This is a genomic window from Clostridium pasteurianum DSM 525 = ATCC 6013 (assembly GCF_000807255.1).
Lineage (GTDB): Bacteria > Bacillota > Clostridia > Clostridiales > Clostridiaceae > Clostridium_I > Clostridium_I pasteurianum.
The window spans coordinates 3,849,257-3,865,998 of sequence record NZ_CP009268.1; the positions used below are offsets into that span (position 1 = coordinate 3,849,257).

The window sequence follows — 16,742 nt, forward strand, 5'->3', positions numbered from 1 at the left end:
ACAGAAACATACGTTATATACTATTATATATATAACATTTTCATATATTTAATAATATTTTGATGAATTTTTTTACTATATAAGTTATGTATTTATAATAATTCATCTAAATTTTGAAGCCGTATATATCATATAAGTTAAATTAATCTTTTAAATAAAGGAGGATATCATGAAAATTATAAATACATCTAAGTTAAAAAGTAGTTCAACAGCTTTGATTTCAAATTCTATTGCAAATGATGATATCAAAACAAAATCGCACAAAAATTATCTTTTTATAGCTTTAATATTATTACCCGTGTTTGCTTTTATTATTTCTTTTACTATAGGAAGATATGCAATTTCAATTCCTACTCTTTTTGATATATTCTATTCAAAACTATTTGGATTAAAAATAAACTATCCTGACACTCTTTTAACAGTTTTATTCAAAGTAAGAATTCCAAGAATTTTAGCTGCCATGATGGTTGGTGCTGCTCTTTCTGTATCTGGTGCAACTTATCAAGGTCTATTTAAAAATCCTATGGTTTCTCCTGACATTCTAGGTGCTTCAGCTGGAGCAGGATTTGGAGCAGCTATTGCAATTCTCTTATCCTTTAATATTATAGAAATACAAATATGTGCTTTCGTCTTTGGTTTAATTGCCGTATCATTAACTTACTTTATAAGCTCAATAATAAGCAAAGAAGATAATGGAGTTTTAAGCTTAGTTCTTACAGGTATGGTAATATCATCTCTTTGTTCAGCCTTCATTTCTCTTATAAAATATGTAGGCGATCCATATAACAAGCTTCCTGAGATTACTTTTTGGCTTATGGGTGGACTTTCATCTACAACTACTAAAAATGTTTTATTCTTAATTATCCCCATGGTCTTTGGACTTATTCCAATAGTTCTTTTAAGATGGAATCTCAACGTTCTATCTCTTGGTGAAGAAGAAGCAAAATCTCTAGGTGTAAGTACCTCTAGAGTTAGAATTATAATGATACTATGTTCAACTCTTATGACTTCTGCTTCTGTTGCTATAGGGGGTTTAATTGGCTGGGTAGGACTTATAATACCACATTTAGCTAGAATGATAGTAGGTCCTAATTATAGAATTTTACTTCCAGCTTCTATATTTATCGGCAGTACATATTTATTATTAGTAGATGATGTTGCCAGAAGTTTATTTTCTATGGAAATTCCTCTAGGAATACTTACTTCATTAATAGGTGCGCCATTTTTCATATACTTATTATTAAGAGGAAGGAGAGGTTGGATATGATATTAACTATAAAAGATGCTACTTGTGGTTATGGATCCAAGACCATAATAAGTGGATTATCCTTAAATATTCATTCTGGTGAAATTCTATGTATACTAGGTCCAAATGGAGTAGGAAAAACTACATTTTTTAAAACAATATTAGGTTTTCTAAAAATTAAAGCTGGTGAAATTTCTATTGATGGTGACAATATTCATAATTGGTCAAGAAAAAAATTGGCTAAAGTTATTGCCTATGTACCTCAAGCCCATACACCACCATTCCCATTTTTAGTTAAGGATGTAGTAACTATGGGTAGAACAGTTCATCTAGGGAGTTTTGCTTCACCATCAAAAAATGATATAGCTATTGCAGAAAGATCTATGGAAATGCTTCAAATATCTTATTTAAAAGATAGAATATATACAGAAATAAGTGGCGGCGAGAGACAAATGGTCCTTATCGCCAGAGCATTAACTCAAGAGCCTGATTTTTTAATAATGGATGAACCAACTTCTAATTTGGACTTTGGTAATCAAATAAGAGTTTTGGAACAAATAAATAGACTTTCTCAAACCGGACTAGGAATTATTATGACTTCCCACTTTCCAGATCATGCTTTTCTATGTTCTAGTAAAGTAGCTTTGTTTGAGAAGAACAATAAATTTACCATAGGATATGCCGATGATGTAGTAACAGAAGAAAATCTTAAATCTGCATATGGTATTAATGTTAAAATTACTACCACAACCGATGATGATGGAAGTATTATCAAATCTTGTGTACCTTTATTATCACAAAATTTCCAAACAAAGGATAGGCCAAATTATTAATACTTTATAACTGTTAATATAACTATACACGGTACATTAGCAGTTATAAAGTTATGTCCACAATTTTATAAATTACATAGTAATAATTAATATTTTAATATTAATTAATATATAAAAATTTAAAAGGAAGTGTTCTTATGAAAAATTTTAAAATTTCTATCGTATTGATTATTTGTTTAATCTTTACACTATTAGTTGGATGCAGCAATAATTCTTCAGCTAACAATACTACCGCTGATACAAAACCAACTAAACAAACTATTATTGATATGGGAGGTACGAAGGTAGGAATACCTACTAAAATAAATGCCATTGCTGATGGTTGGCCAGCTCATAATGAAGTTTTAGTTATGCTTGGTCATGGAAACAAAATAGTTGCAACTAATAAAAACACTGCACCTAACGCTATGCCATGGCTTGCTGTAGTAAATCCGCAAATGAATAAAGCTAGTATAGCCTTTACAAATACAGATGTAAACACTGAGGAATTATTAAAAGCAAAACCTGACATAGCCTTTGTATCTAATAAATCACTTGTATCAAAACCAACCGAAAGCGGAATTCCAACTGTATATGTAAACTTTACTGACTTCAATGGTTTAAAAGATTGTTTTAAATTAACTGCAAAAATACTTGGATCAGATGCTGAGAAAAGATCAAATAATTACATAAAATATTTAGATAGTAAACTGGATTCAATTCAATCTATAACTTCAAAAATTCCTGAAAGTGAAAAACCTAAAGTTTTGCATGTAATATCACTTAATCCATTAACTATTGACGGTAGCGATACAATAATTGATTCTTGGATAAAAGTTGCTGGTGGTATAAATGCAGCTAGCAGTGTGAGTGGTAATCAAAAAGTTGTTTCTATAGAACAAGTACTTCAATGGAATCCAGATGTTATCATATTCGGTAGTAATATAGCTAAAACTGTTAGCGAAAGAACAACTGCTATTAACAACTTATCAAAAGATTCCACATGGTCAAAAATAAATGCCGTAAAAAACAAAAAATTATACGTAAATCCAAATGGAGCTTTTACTTGGGATAGATACAGTGCAGAAGAAGCACTACAAATACAGTGGGCAGCAAAGACATTGTACCCAGATAAATTCACTAATATAGATATATCTAAAGAAACAAAAAGTTTCTATAAAACATTTTTAAATTATAATCTTACTGATGATGAGACTTCTAAAATCATAAACGCTGAACCACCAGTAACCAATGCTAAATAAGATTATATAAAAGATCATAAATATTTTAGCTGTTGATATATTGTATATGTCAACAGCTTTTTAAATTACAAATTTTATACAAAATAATTTAGCCCCATGCTTTCACATGAGGCCAATAAAAATTTAATAAAATATTTTACTTCAACTCAATTAATAACTCTCCAGCTTTAACCTGCTGTCCTTCCGTTACATTTATTGATTTTACAGTACCTGAAACCGCAGCAGAAACTCTAGTTTCCATTTTCATAGCTTCTACAATCATTAATGGCTGATTTTCCTTTACTTCTTCCCCTTCTGAAACTAATATTTTTAAAATAGTTCCAGGAATTGGTGCACCAACCTCTAATTGATTTGATTCGTCTGCCATTTTTGTAGAGAGTGTTTCAACTGAGGTTTTACTATTTTTATCCTTAATCTTAATTTCTCTACGATTTCCATCTATCTCAAAAACAAGTCTCTTGTTTCCTTCAACATCTGTTTTGCCAATCTCCTGAAGTTTTATCATGTAAACTTTACCGTTAGATACCTCTACTTCACAAGTTTCTCCTTCGCTGATTCCATGGAAATAAACATCGCTTCCTATTCTGCTTAAATCACCAAATTCTTTAATGTATTTTAAATAGTCTTCAAATACATCTGGGTATAAGGCATAGCTGAGAGCATCCTTTTTATTAGGAGCAATATCGTATTTATCCTGTAGATAGTGATCTATTTTATCAAAGTCTTCAGCAGGAAGCAATTCTCCTGGTCTACAGGTAATAGGCTCTTCTCCTTTTAATACTAATTTTTGCAGCTTTTCTGGGAAAGATTCCATAGGCTGACCCATCATGCCTTTAAAATAAGCTACCACAGAATCCGGGAATGCCATATTAGCAGCTTTTTCATATATATTTTCTGGAGTGAGTCCATTTTGAACCATAAATATAGCAAAATCTCCTACCATTTTTGAAGATGGTGTTACCTTTACAATATCTCCAAGCATGTCATTTACTATTTTGTACGTTCCCTTAATTTCATTAAACTTATGTCCAAGTCCAAAACTTTCTACCTGAGGTTTTAAATTAGAATACTGGCCTCCTGGAATCTCATATTCATATATCTCAGCAGAACCAGATTTAAGTTCAGATTCAAACTTGTAATAAACTGGTCTTACTGCTGCCCAGTAATCCGAAACCTCTTGTATGCCTTTTAGATCTATCCCAGTATCTCTTCTTGTATTTTTTAAGGCTGCGGTAACTGAGTTTAATGCAGGCTGACTTGTAAGTCCTGACATACTGTTAAAGGCTGTATCTACAATATCTACTCCTGCTTCTGCCGCCATTATAACTGTAGCTACTCCATTACCTGTAGTGTCATGAGTATGAAGATGTATAGGCATTCCTATCTCCTGCTTTAATGCACCAATCAACTTATAGGCAGCATGAGGCTTAAGCAGAGCGGACATATCCTTAATTCCTAAAATATGTGCTCCTGTTTTTTCAATTTCCTTTGCCAGTTTTATATAGTAATCTAAATTATACTTTGTCTTCTTATCATTTAAAATGTCTCCAGTGTAACAGATACAAGCTTCAGCTACTTTACCACTCTTTAACACTTCATCAATGGATACTTCCATTCCCTTTAGCCAGTTTAGTGAATCAAAAATTCTGAATACATCTATACCGCTGTTTGCAGATTCTCTTATAAATTCACGGATTACATTATCCGGATAATTTTTATAACCTACTGCGTTAGCTCCACGTATAAGCATTTGGAAAAGTACATTAGGTATCTTCTTTCTAAGCTGCGCAAGTCTTTCCCAAGGAGACTCCTTTAGGAATCTATAAGCTGTATCAAAGGTAGCTCCTCCCCACATCTCTAATGAAAAGAAATCTTTTCCATAAACAGATGTAGCCTCTGCTATCTTCAGCATGTCTCTTGTTCTAACTCTAGTGGCCATTAAAGACTGATTAGCATCTCTCATAGTAGTATCTGTTAAAAGCAATTTGTTTTGTTCTTTAACCCAAGCTACAAGACCTTCTGGTCCTTTAGTATCTAAAATATGTTTTGTTCCACTTAAATCAGAAGGAATTTCTACTTTAGGAATTACCGGCACATCATATTCCCTTTTAATTCCCTTAGTTTCATTGACTACTTTCTCTCCAATAAATTTTAATAGTCTGCTTTCATCATCTGCATGTGGTTCAATATTTATTAATTCTGGATTTTCATCAATAAATCCTGTATCACATTCTCCCTTTAAGAAAGTAGGGTGATTTAACACATTAATTAAAAATCCTATATTAGTCTTTACTCCACTTATGTTAGTTTCTTTTATTGCTCTAATAGCCTTTCTTACACAATCCTTAAAAGTTCTTGACCAAGATATATTTTTTACTAGAAGACTATCGTAATAAGGACTTATTACTGCTCCAGCAAAACCATTGCCGCCATCTAATCTTATACCAAAACCAGAACTGGTTCTGTATACTTCTATTTTACCAGTGTCCGGAGCAAAACTATGAGAAGGATCTTCTGTAGTTATTCTGCACTGTATAGAATATCCTCTTGTCTTTATATCATCCTGAGAATTTATACCTATTTCATCTGAGTCCAATTTATATCCTTCAGCAATTAAAATTTGACTTTGTACAATGTCTATTCCTGTTACCATTTCCGTTATAGTATGTTCAACTTGAACTCTTGGATTCATTTCTATAAAATAATGATTTCCATTCGCATCCACAAGAAATTCTAGCGTTCCTGCACTTCTATACTTTACAAGTCTTGCTATTTTTAAAGCATCTTCACAAATTTTATTTCTCTTTTCCTGTGAAAGTGACAATGAAGGTGTAAACTCAATAACTTTTTGATGTCTTCGTTGTATAGAACAATCTCTTTCATGTAAATGAACAATATTTCCATATTTATCTCCTAAAACCTGTACTTCTATATGCTTTGGCTTTTCAAGATATTTTTCCATGAACATAATATCTATACCAAAAGCTTTTTTAGCTTCGCTTTTTGCGCTCATAAAAGCATCTGGCAGTTCTTCTTCATTTCTAACAATTCTCATACCTCTTCCACCGCCGCCGGCAGCAGCTTTCAGCATAATTGGATATCCACACTCTTTTGCAAGTCGCTTTGCCTGTTCTACTGTCTTTATATCATCTTCATAACCAGGTATAGTTGGAACTCCAACTTCCTTTGCAGCTATTTTAGATTTAATTTTATCTCCCAATCTGTCCATCATCTCTGCCGTGGGACCAATAAATTCTATACCTGCTTCAGCACATTTTCTTGCAAATTCAGCATTTTCCGATAAAAAACCATATCCTGGATGAATAGCATCTACTCCCTTTTTAAGTGCCAGTTCGATAATTTCTTCAATGTTTAAATAGGCCTCAACAGGACTTTTATTTTCCCCTATTAAATAAGCCTCATCTGCTTTTGTTCTAAATAAAGCGTATTTATCCTCATTAGAATAGATTGCAACAGTACGTATTCCAAGTTCTTTACAAGCCCTAAAAATTCTTATTGCAATTTCGCCTCTGTTAGCAACCAATACTCTTTTAAATTCTTTCATTTTAATCCTCCTAGGTTATCTACAGTATCATATAAAAAAGCTCATTTATTCCTACTAAATAGAATAACTTTTTTTTTAATAAAATGCAATATTCAAAACACCTAAAATTCATATTAAATATTTTTTTTAAATTTTTTGAATATTCAATTGATTTTTGTAAATACTAATGTTATACTGTAAACAAGAAGAAAATAAAAAATCTTCTTGCAGAACCTAACTCATAAATCAAAAGATTAATATCAAAAAATTTTTTATAGTTATTATTTTATAGAAAGTGCAGGGTACAAATGCTATTATTTGACTGAAGCACAAGTATATAAATGAATAACTATAAATTTAACCTTATTGTTATTTAGGTTAAATTAACCTCTTTACCCTCCGAAACTTAATATAATCTAAACATTAATTAGGAATGCCTCCTCTTCCTAACTAATAGTGTAAAAATTTATAGTACCAAAAGTATTGTAAAAATAAATTATAGAAAAGGGTGATTAAAATACAAAGTGAAGAACCAGGCTGTTTAAATGAGTTAGGTTTTGCTTAACCACCAATTAGTAATATGTACAAGCTAATTGGTGGTTATTATTTTTTATTTTAGCAATTTTCTTTAGTAATTTTCATAACTTCTTCTAAATCATTTTGAATAAATAATTATCTCCCCTTTATTCTTGCCTTTATCAATAAGCTTTAATTTTTCAGTTCTATTTAGATGTTTTATGTAATATTCTCTTTTGGTAGCCTCGCTTTTTGTTTCAAAAGCTTCAAAATATACAATTGCCACCGGAAGTCTTCCCCTTGTATATTTTGCTCCTTTTCCACTATTATGAACTTTTAATCTGTTTTTTAAGTCATTTGTATATCCAGTGTACAGTGTTCCATCACTGCATTTTAAAATGTAAATGTAATTCATTTATATCCCTCTTAAATGTTTTTTATATTCATTTTACCATTATTTCATATTTATAATTAGAAAATAGATTCTTTTTACAATATTATAAATATACAAAATACCTTTATTGGTTGGAAGCTAAAATCTCCAAATTAGATCTTAGTTTAATTAAAAATTATAAGTTAATAGTAAAAGTATAATCCACACTATAAATAATCTCATAATTATTGTATAATTAAATTCGTATAAATTTTATTGCAATATAAGGATGTGATAATTTTGCAGAACTCTCTAGAAATACTAAAAAATATACCTATATTTTCTCATCTTTCTGAGGAAGTCTTACAAAAAATAATTGAACTGCAAAATATAAAAAAATACAAAAAAGGTGAAATAATTTTTTATGAAGGAGATAAGGGAGAAGCCTTTTTCTTTGTTAAGTCCGGAAAAGTTAAAATCTATAAAACCTCTTTTGACGGCAGGGATATTACTTTAAATATACTAGGTGAAGGCTCAATTTTTGCAGAAGTTACTCTATTTAACGATATTAACTATCCTGCCACTGTAGAAGTGCTGGAAAACAGTGAAATAGGAATGATTTTAAATAAAGATATTGAAAAAATGATTTTAAACAATACTATACTAGCCTTACAGATAATCAAAGTTCTTACTAAAAGACTCTATCGTTCTCAAAAGACTCTCAAAGAAATGGCTTTTAGTGACACCTATAACAGAATATCCAGAACCTTACTGGATTTATGCGAAAGACATGGTAAAGAGACTGAACTTGGAATTGAGATTGATATAAACATAACAAGGCAGGATATAGCAAATATGGTTGGCACCTCTCGTGAAACTGTGAGCAGAATCATAAGCGAGCTTAAAAAAGAAAATATCTTAGATACCTACTCTAAAAAAATTATAATCATTGACAAAAGCAAATTGAGAGAATGCATCGATGAATTTTAAAATTAGACATTATTAATTTTTCACTATGAGCAGATATTTCTATCCTATTATGTCCATTTTAAAAAAATTACACCCCTGAGGTGAAAAAATTTACAGTTACAGAAAAAACTACACCCCAGGGATGAAGCAAAGAAAATAACCATACAATCCTTATTAGAACTGTACGGTATAAAGTATTATCCCATTATTTTATCTAAATCTGCTTTTGCATCTCCGCTTACTAAATTTAAATTAAAGTTATCTTGTAATACCTTTAATACACCAGCAGATATAAATTTAGGTGCTGAAGGTCCTACATATATATTTTTAACTCCAAGACTGAACAAACCAAGTAGTATAGCTACTGCTTTCTGCTCAAACCATGATAATACAATACTTACTGGAAGATCATTAACTCCACAGCCAAAAGCTTCTGCCAGTGCCAGTGCAATTTTAACTGTTGAACCAGAATTATTACATTGTCCAAGGTCTATATATCTTGGTATATCTGTTCCTGGGACTGTTCCAAAATCTATATCATTAAATCTAAATTTACCACAGGAAGTAGTTAATATTACACATTCCTTTGGAAGTGCCTCAGCTAATTCTCTGTAATAATTTCTTCCCTTAGTAGGTGCATCACAACCAGCTATTACGAAAAATCTTTTAATTTTTCCGGCTTTAACAGCTTCAATTATTTCCGGTGCTATAGATAATACTGTACTATGATGGAATCCAGTAGTCAAAGTTTTATCTGACTGAATATTTGCCTCTGGTAATTCCAAAGCTTTATTTATTAATGGAGCAAAATCATTATTTTTGATCTTTTCAATTCCTTCAAGTCCTGCTGTACCATAAGTCCAGAATCTATCTGCATAAGTTCCTGTAGTTATTGGCATTAAACAGTTTGTAGTTCCAAGAATTGCTCCTGGGAATTTTTCAAACAATTGTCTTTGATCATACCATGCTTTACCTACATTGCCTTTTAAATGAGGATATTTCTTAAGCTCAGGATATCCATGGGCTGGAAGCATTTCTGAATGGGTGTATATGTTTATTCCCTTTCCTTCTGTCTGCTTTAACAATTCTTCTAAAGCATATAAATTATGCCCTGTAACTAGTATACAATGGCCTTCAACTTTATCCTGTGTTACTACCGTAGGTACAGGCACCCCTAAATGTGAAGTATGTGCTCCATCCAATAAATCCATAACTTTAACTGCTGCTGTACCAACCTTTAATGCCATTCCTATATTTTCTTCTAGACTGAAATTTGAATTTGTAAGTGTTGTATATAATGCTTCACTAATTATCTTGTCCACTTCAGGATCTGTTTTCCCAAGCTCTGAAGCATGAGTTCTGTATGCAGATACTCCCTTTAGACCAAATATTATTGTGTCCTGAAGACTTGCTATTTCAGGATTTTTACCGCAAACACCAAACTTTGTGCATCCACCAACTGGAGTTTGTTCACACTGATAGCAGAACATAGGATTGCATGAATTTTTCTTTTCATCTTTTTTAAATATATTAATCATTTTTATCTCTCCTCTTTTTTAAAACTTATTCATTAACTCTATGTCTGTATTTTATTACAATTAATTAAAGTATTCAGTGATATATATCACACTAATAAAAATTTATAATATAATAATCACAAAAACCGTATGCAAACTTTACACATACGGTTTCTTTACATAATTAATATGTGGTTCGTTATATTTAATAAACTATAGTCTAGTATTTAACATCACTTTCATTGGTTTTTCTTAGTGAAACTCTGTTAATTAATAAATAGGGTTTCTTGAATAAATCCGCTACTTTGTTTTTAATAAATAAATTAGCTAATAAAAAAGTTACTAGGGCTATTAATATACCATACACAGCATCTAAAACAACATGCTGCTTTACAAAAAATGTAGATAAAATTATTATTATATTAAGTATAGTCACAGAAATATTCATAAATAAATTTTTTTCTTTGCATTTCCATATACCTTCTATCATCAAAAAACAAGTCATCACATGTATGCTTGGGAAACAATTAAAAGGATTATCCACTTTATACAATGCCCTTATTATATTTGTAAATAAATCATTACCAACAAGTGAAGGTCTTAAAATTGTAGTTTGAAAAAAATAGAAAGTAATATAAGATATTATAAGTCCAAAGACTAAACTCACTAAAAGTTTGCAGTAAGTCAATTTATCCTTTATGCATATGTATATAAAAACTAATGGTACTAAAGGATACCAAATTACATAGGGTATTATGAACTCCTTTATAAAAGGTATTCTAGCATCTAAATCAGTAGCTAAACTGGTGACCCCTCTATTGGACGAATTAAGTAATCCATAACACATATTTAATAATAATATTGGCAACATGAAACAAAAAGCTATTATATTATTGCGTATTCTATTCACTATTTCTCCTCCTTACAAAAAAAAGTCAGGCTATATAACACAATACATACCCAACTCATCTTTATGAATTAATCTTCATCTTACTTATAATACATTTTTATATAAAGCCTTCGCTACACCTTCTTCATCACAAGAAGCTGTTATTTCGTCACTTATTTCTTTTACATTATCATAAGCATTTCCCATAGCAATTCCTTTTCCTGCATATTTAAGCATTCCTATGTCATTTTCACTATCCCCTATAGCAAGAACTTTTTCTCTTGGAATATTGTATTTGTCTGCTATTATTTTTAAGGCTGTACCTTTATCTATGTCTTTTCTTACAACTTCAACATGATTATATCCTGTCCTTATTATAGTATATTTTTCACTTTCTATCTTATTCCTAAATACATTAATACTATCAATATCCTCAATGATAGAAAGAGTTTTTGTGGGATTTACTATATCCTTAAAGCTTGATATAAACTCTGCATTCATACCTGATATTTTTTCTATAATTCTTATGTCTTCATTATCATAGTTTTTATAATAAGTATCCACACCAAATATAATAGTAGAATAATTAAATTTATTCAGTTTTTTTAAAACATCCATATAATCATTTTTTGGGATTGTAAATTTTTCTAATATATTACCTGTATCCGCATCTTTTATAACTGCTCCATTTAATGTTACTTGATACCCATTTAAATCTAATCTTTCTATATATGGTTTTATAGAGCGAGATAACCTTCCTGAAGACAAAACTACCTTCACTCCATTTTTTTTACATAATTTAACTGCTATTTTTGTTTCTTCCGTAATTAACATATTTGAATTTAAAATTGTTCCATCAATATCTAAAGCTACTAATTCATATTTCATATATCTAATCCCCACCTCCAATACTTTAAAATTACACATTAACATTATATCATATCTGAGCCTTTGTTAACTATGTATATCTCAATACATACGAATATGAGTGCTAACATATTTTTGAAATTTATAATATTTTCTCCTAAAAATATAGATGAAAGCATACTGCTAAAAATAGGAATTAAAAAACTAAATGTAGAAACTTGTCCAATTTTATTATACTTCACATATTTAAACTTTGAGAATTAAAATTTCCATATTTATTATTACAAAAGTGCAAAGCACCCTTTATTAAGTTAAAATATATTTAACTATCCTTTTAGCTTCGCACTTTCTTAGGTTGTAACTTTGTATATGCTATAAATATTTATCTAGTATATTATTATTCTTTAAGGTGTTTACTAAAGATTTTATTTCCTGATCTTTATTTTTATCCATTATTAAAATTACATCTCCAGAATCCACCACAATTAAATCTTTTATTCCAAAACCTATAACCAGCTTATCTTTTCCAAATATACAACAATTCTCACTTTGTTCAAGAAATGTATTTCCATTTATATTATTACCACGATATTCATTTATAAATCTTGATAACGCAACAAAACTTCCTATATCATCCCAACCAAAATCACATTTTACTACATAAGCTTTTCTTGTCTTTTGCATTATACCAAAATCTACTGATATTCCATCTATAAGTGAATATTGTTCTCTTATAATTTCTTCTTCTTTCTCTGTCCCAATATATTGGTATATAGTCATAAGACTTTTATACATCTTTGGAAGATATTTTTCCATTTCTCTTAAAAATGAATCCGCTCTCCATATAAATATTCCACTATTCCATAAATAATCTTCAGCCAATAAGAAATCCTTTGCTACTTCGATATTAGGCTTTTCAACAAATCTTTCAACTTTATAAGCGGAACTGGAAGATGTAATTTTTTCGCCCATTTGTATATATCCATATCCCGTTTCAGGTCTTGTTGGAGGAATTCCTATCGTTACAAGTCCTCTTCTTCTTTGTACTATATCAACACCCTGCTTTAATGTATCTATAAACTCTTTGTTTCCTTCCACATGATGATCTGATGGAAGAACCATCATCACTGCATCATTATCTTTTTTTAATAGTTTTATAGCTGATAGGCCTATACAGGTAGCAGTTTCTTTATTCACAGGTTCTGAGTAAATATTCTCTCTGCTTATTTCCGGGAGTTCATTATACACCTTTTCAATATAATTTTCATTAGTTACAACATATATATTTTCCTTATTAACTAAAGGCTTTATTCTATCAACGGTGTTTCTCAAAAAGCTTTTATTATTAATTACTTTTAAGAACTGTTTAGGATTTTCTTCACGGGATAGTGGATAAAGTCTTGTTCCTTTCCCACCTGCCAATATTAGTGCATATAACAAAAAAAACACCTCAAATAATTATTGCTCACATTAGTATGATATGAACAAATAATTATAAGGTGATTATAAGGTTTTTTCTAAATTAAATTATATATCTTTATAATCTACATCTACTATTTCTCCTTCTAAATCATCATAGGTAAAATCTTTAGAAGTATTATAGTTATCACTAGAATTTTTATTTATTTTAGTTTTATTAGTTTTAAAATGTTCTTTAAGATATCTTTTTCCTTTAATTGCAGCAAAAATTACAACCCCTGCAACTACGATTACAGGTATTAAATGTATTAATAAGTATCCTCCAATTAATACAACTGCTGCTATAGCAAAAAGCCATAATATTGTTGAAAAACTTTTTCCCACAAAATCCATTTAACTCACTTCTTCCTCTAAATTCACAATTTATAATATGTATAAATTGTTTTTATTTATATATTTATTATATCATAATTTTAAAAAGAGTTATTTATTATCACTTAATAAAGTATTAATAAATTGTTAAATTTAAATGCATATGATGATTTTATTAGCATATATTTATAATATATAAATTACAGGGAGAGATTAATATGTATACATTTATATCTAATTCACAAGATAAAATATCAAAATATCTCTTTAACTTAATCAGTAATTTAAATGAATCTGGAAAATTTATAAATGGTATAATAGATGAATTATTAATGGTAAACAAATTTAACAAAAATGGACACTTTTTAAAATTTATTAATCACTTTAATTCTGGAAACTTTTTCATGTTAAAATGTGAGGGATACCTAAAGTGTCTTATAGATTCAAAATTTTATGATCCTCCTCTATTAACTTATTTTATAAATGAAATCAATATGTCACTGGATAAATTTTCTAAGTGCTTTGTATATTTTGATACCATAAAAATAAATTATAAAGCAGTGGCTAATGAAGATTTAGATAAATTAATAAAAGAAATAAATAATTTTATAGGTATATTAAAAGTTATAAAAGATATATTAAAACTCTATAATCTTCCCTCATAAATACGTATAATTATTTCACTTTAGAAACAAATTCATTATCCTTTATAAAGAACCTCCATAAAAAATCTTTTGCTTCTTCCGCATAATCAATTCCAATTCTTTTTGATATACCTATATCAAAATCCTGTTTATTGCTTTGTTCAATAAACAGTTTATCTTCACATAAATCTAATCCATTGCAGCCTTTATCAATATCCAATGCTTTACAAAGTTTCGATGGCCCATTGGTAAGGTTTATTATTTGTCTTTTTTTTAATAATTCAAAAGAGGTACCATATCTTCGCTGACTCATTATTTCCATACCATCTATAGGCTCAAGCGCCCTAATAAGTACTGCTTCACCTATACCTTCTTCTCTTGTAACTGCATTCATACAATAATGCATTCCATATATGAAGAAAACATAAGAAAATCCTGGTTTACCATACATAATTTCCACCCTTTTAGTCTTACGTCCGTTATAAGTATGGGCCGCTTTATCTTTAAATCCTTTATAAGCTTCAACCTCTACTATTTTTCCAGAAGTTATTTTTCCTTCAACTCTATGAACTAATATCTTGCCTAGAAGATCTTTAGCCACTTCAACTGTATCTCTATTGTAAAATTTCCTATTTAATTTCATTAAATAATCACTCCATAAATTAAATTCATTCTATAACTTACATAAAAACTCAGAATAATTGTTTATGCTTCAGTTGAATAAAACATAAAATTAGTGTCAAAATTATTTATTATAGGTTGTAATTATATTCTATCATTAATCTATACTATAAAGAGTCCAAGAAGGTGGTACTATGTACAATTTTAAGAAAAATAAAATTGAAAATAAATCCAATATAATTCTAGATTTATTTAAAAGAAATTTTTTTATTGAATATAATAATTCTTCTATAGAAACCAAGAAATTAATGAAAAAATATTTTCAACATATCTATAGAAGATGGTATTATTCTTCACTGATATTTAATAATTATTTATCTCCATCAAATATAATAAATAAAATATTTTTACAAAATAATCTTACTAGCAGTACTATGCTTACTGTAGCAAAGCCAATATTAAATCATAATAAAATTTGTGATATAACTTTTGATTTCTACGAATACAATATAGAAAATCACCCTATTATAAAAGATATTTGCCTTCTTACAAGTTTCTTTACTCCAGATAGAGAAATAAACTATAACGGACTTTTACAAAGAAAATTTATTGAAAGCATAAAATACAAATTTACTATACCGGATGTTTTCTATATAAATTATATAACAAAATTATCTTTTCAGTTGAAGATTATAAAAAAGCTTCCATCTATAAACTGTAATCGTGCTCAAATTTGCTATAATTCTGATTTTTGGGAAAGCGATAGTATAATGCAATTTAAAAAAATTGTATCATCATCTATTGATATTTCTGCCAGAAAATTATCAGAATCTTTTACTGAAGTACATACTTATTTCAATTTTAATTATTTAAAATCATTAATAAAAAATGGAGTTCATATGGAAAATGACATAGAAAATGATTTTTTAAAAAAATTAAATTTGGACCTAAAATATATAATGTCACTTATTGTGAAAAAACCAAATGAACTATCAATAAATGAATCAAAAATTTTACAATTATTTAACAAACTTGGATGTTTCATTGAAAGCTATTTTATAACAATAATGGGACAATATTTAGGATTAATCAATCCAATTAACACTTTTACTTTTATATTTCCTATAGAAATACAAAAGTATGCAAAAAACTATAATATAAATACTTATAAAGAACTTCTTTTATTTAATCCATCTTCTCTTTATGATCTATCAAATTTTGGAGAAACTTATATTGATTCTAAAATTAAAGGGGCCAAAATTGAAAATATACCAGAGAATATCGATTATAAAAAATTAACTTATTCATTAAATAAGTTAAACAAATTTAATGATATAAAGTTAAATGACATTCTAAATTTCAGATAACAATGCTAAACTTAAAATAATTGTAATAGCTGAACTTTATAAATAAATATAAGTCCAGCTAAAATTTTATTCATAATATTGTGATACATGTTTTATTGCTACCATGGAATTTTTATCACATTCCAACCATCCTGTATCTAGTACATATACTTTCATGATCTAATTCACTCCTAATTAAATAAAATATCCACTAGCAATTATATCATATTAAATTTGTTTAAAGATAAATTGTTTATTGAATAATATTTAATATAAAAATATATTTTCTTTATATTATCTACATATATATAAGCTATACTTAAACAATAAATTAAATTGTAATTA

General features: G+C 28.7%; 14 protein-coding genes. 6 read left to right on the top strand and 8 right to left on the bottom strand.

The window, feature by feature from the left end; all coding sequences use genetic code 11:
- Nucleotides 1-169 precede the first annotated feature (169 nt).
- The 3 genes from CLPA_RS17420 (at nucleotide 170) to CLPA_RS17430 (ending at nucleotide 3,320) form a co-directional block, all read left to right on the top strand.
- Entirely contained in the window at nucleotides 170-1,267 is a 1,098-nt protein-coding gene (locus CLPA_RS17420; protein WP_003445737.1) for a FecCD family ABC transporter permease, read from the top strand.
- On the top strand, nucleotides 1,264-2,079 hold the full coding sequence (locus tag CLPA_RS17425; protein ID WP_003445735.1) for an ABC transporter ATP-binding protein: 816 nt from the start codon (nucleotides 1,264-1,266) through the stop codon (nucleotides 2,077-2,079). Before CLPA_RS17420 ends, CLPA_RS17425 begins: the two co-directional genes overlap by 4 nt.
- Before the next feature lie 137 nt (nucleotides 2,080-2,216).
- On the top strand, nucleotides 2,217-3,320 hold the full coding sequence (locus tag CLPA_RS17430; RefSeq protein WP_003445733.1) for an ABC transporter substrate-binding protein: 1,104 nt from the start codon (nucleotides 2,217-2,219) through the stop codon (nucleotides 3,318-3,320).
- 136 nt (nucleotides 3,321-3,456) lie between these two features.
- On the opposite strand, the gene CLPA_RS17435 is transcribed toward CLPA_RS17430, so the two are convergent.
- Nucleotides 3,457-6,885 carry a pyruvate carboxylase gene (locus CLPA_RS17435; protein ID WP_003445730.1) on the bottom strand — a complete coding sequence of 1,143 codons (3,429 nt, stop codon included), beginning with the start codon at nucleotides 6,883-6,885 and terminating at the stop codon, nucleotides 3,457-3,459.
- A 634-nt stretch (nucleotides 6,886-7,519) separates the two neighbouring features.
- A complete protein-coding gene (locus CLPA_RS17440; protein ID WP_003445728.1) occupies nucleotides 7,520-7,795 on the bottom strand; it encodes a GIY-YIG nuclease family protein in 276 nt (91 codons plus the stop codon).
- A gap of 249 nt (nucleotides 7,796-8,044) precedes the next feature.
- Between CLPA_RS17440 and CLPA_RS17445 the strand changes: the two genes are divergently transcribed.
- Nucleotides 8,045-8,743, top strand: coding sequence for a Crp/Fnr family transcriptional regulator (locus CLPA_RS17445; protein ID WP_236900358.1), 699 nt, complete (start codon nucleotides 8,045-8,047; stop codon nucleotides 8,741-8,743).
- Nucleotides 8,744-8,919: 176 nt separating this feature from the next.
- Here CLPA_RS17445 and hcp read toward each other — a convergent pair whose 3' ends face one another.
- The 5 genes from hcp to CLPA_RS17470 form a co-directional block, all read right to left on the bottom strand.
- Entirely contained in the window at nucleotides 8,920-10,212 is a 1,293-nt protein-coding gene (hcp, locus tag CLPA_RS17450) for a hydroxylamine reductase (protein WP_003445725.1), read from the bottom strand.
- Between the two features lie 247 nt (nucleotides 10,213-10,459).
- A complete protein-coding gene (locus CLPA_RS17455; RefSeq protein WP_003445724.1) occupies nucleotides 10,460-11,149 on the bottom strand; it encodes a phosphatase PAP2 family protein in 690 nt (229 codons plus the stop codon).
- Nucleotides 11,150-11,233: 84 nt separating this feature from the next.
- Nucleotides 11,234-12,016 (bottom strand): Cof-type HAD-IIB family hydrolase, encoded by a 783-nt coding sequence (locus CLPA_RS17460; protein WP_003445723.1) that lies wholly within the window; start codon nucleotides 12,014-12,016, stop codon nucleotides 11,234-11,236.
- A gap of 351 nt (nucleotides 12,017-12,367) precedes the next feature.
- Nucleotides 12,368-13,435, bottom strand: coding sequence for a mannose-1-phosphate guanylyltransferase (locus CLPA_RS17465; RefSeq protein ID WP_003445722.1), 1,068 nt, complete (start codon nucleotides 13,433-13,435; stop codon nucleotides 12,368-12,370).
- Between the two features lie 87 nt (nucleotides 13,436-13,522).
- Nucleotides 13,523-13,807 carry a hypothetical protein gene (locus CLPA_RS17470; RefSeq protein ID WP_003445721.1) on the bottom strand — a complete coding sequence of 95 codons (285 nt, stop codon included), beginning with the start codon at nucleotides 13,805-13,807 and terminating at the stop codon, nucleotides 13,523-13,525.
- A gap of 197 nt (nucleotides 13,808-14,004) precedes the next feature.
- On the opposite strand from CLPA_RS17470, the gene CLPA_RS17475 reads away from it, so the two are divergent.
- Nucleotides 14,005-14,451, top strand: a complete 447-nt coding sequence (locus CLPA_RS17475; protein WP_003445720.1) for a hypothetical protein — start codon at nucleotides 14,005-14,007, stop codon at nucleotides 14,449-14,451.
- A 10-nt stretch (nucleotides 14,452-14,461) separates the two neighbouring features.
- Here CLPA_RS17475 and CLPA_RS17480 read toward each other — a convergent pair whose 3' ends face one another.
- A complete protein-coding gene (locus tag CLPA_RS17480; protein WP_003445719.1) occupies nucleotides 14,462-15,073 on the bottom strand; it encodes a DNA-3-methyladenine glycosylase in 612 nt (203 codons plus the stop codon).
- A gap of 172 nt (nucleotides 15,074-15,245) precedes the next feature.
- Here CLPA_RS17480 and CLPA_RS17485 point away from each other — a divergent pair, with 172 nt between their 5' ends.
- Nucleotides 15,246-16,418 (top strand): hypothetical protein, encoded by a 1,173-nt coding sequence (locus tag CLPA_RS17485; RefSeq protein ID WP_003445718.1) that lies wholly within the window; start codon nucleotides 15,246-15,248, stop codon nucleotides 16,416-16,418.
- The last annotated feature ends 324 nt before the right edge of the window (nucleotides 16,419-16,742 follow it).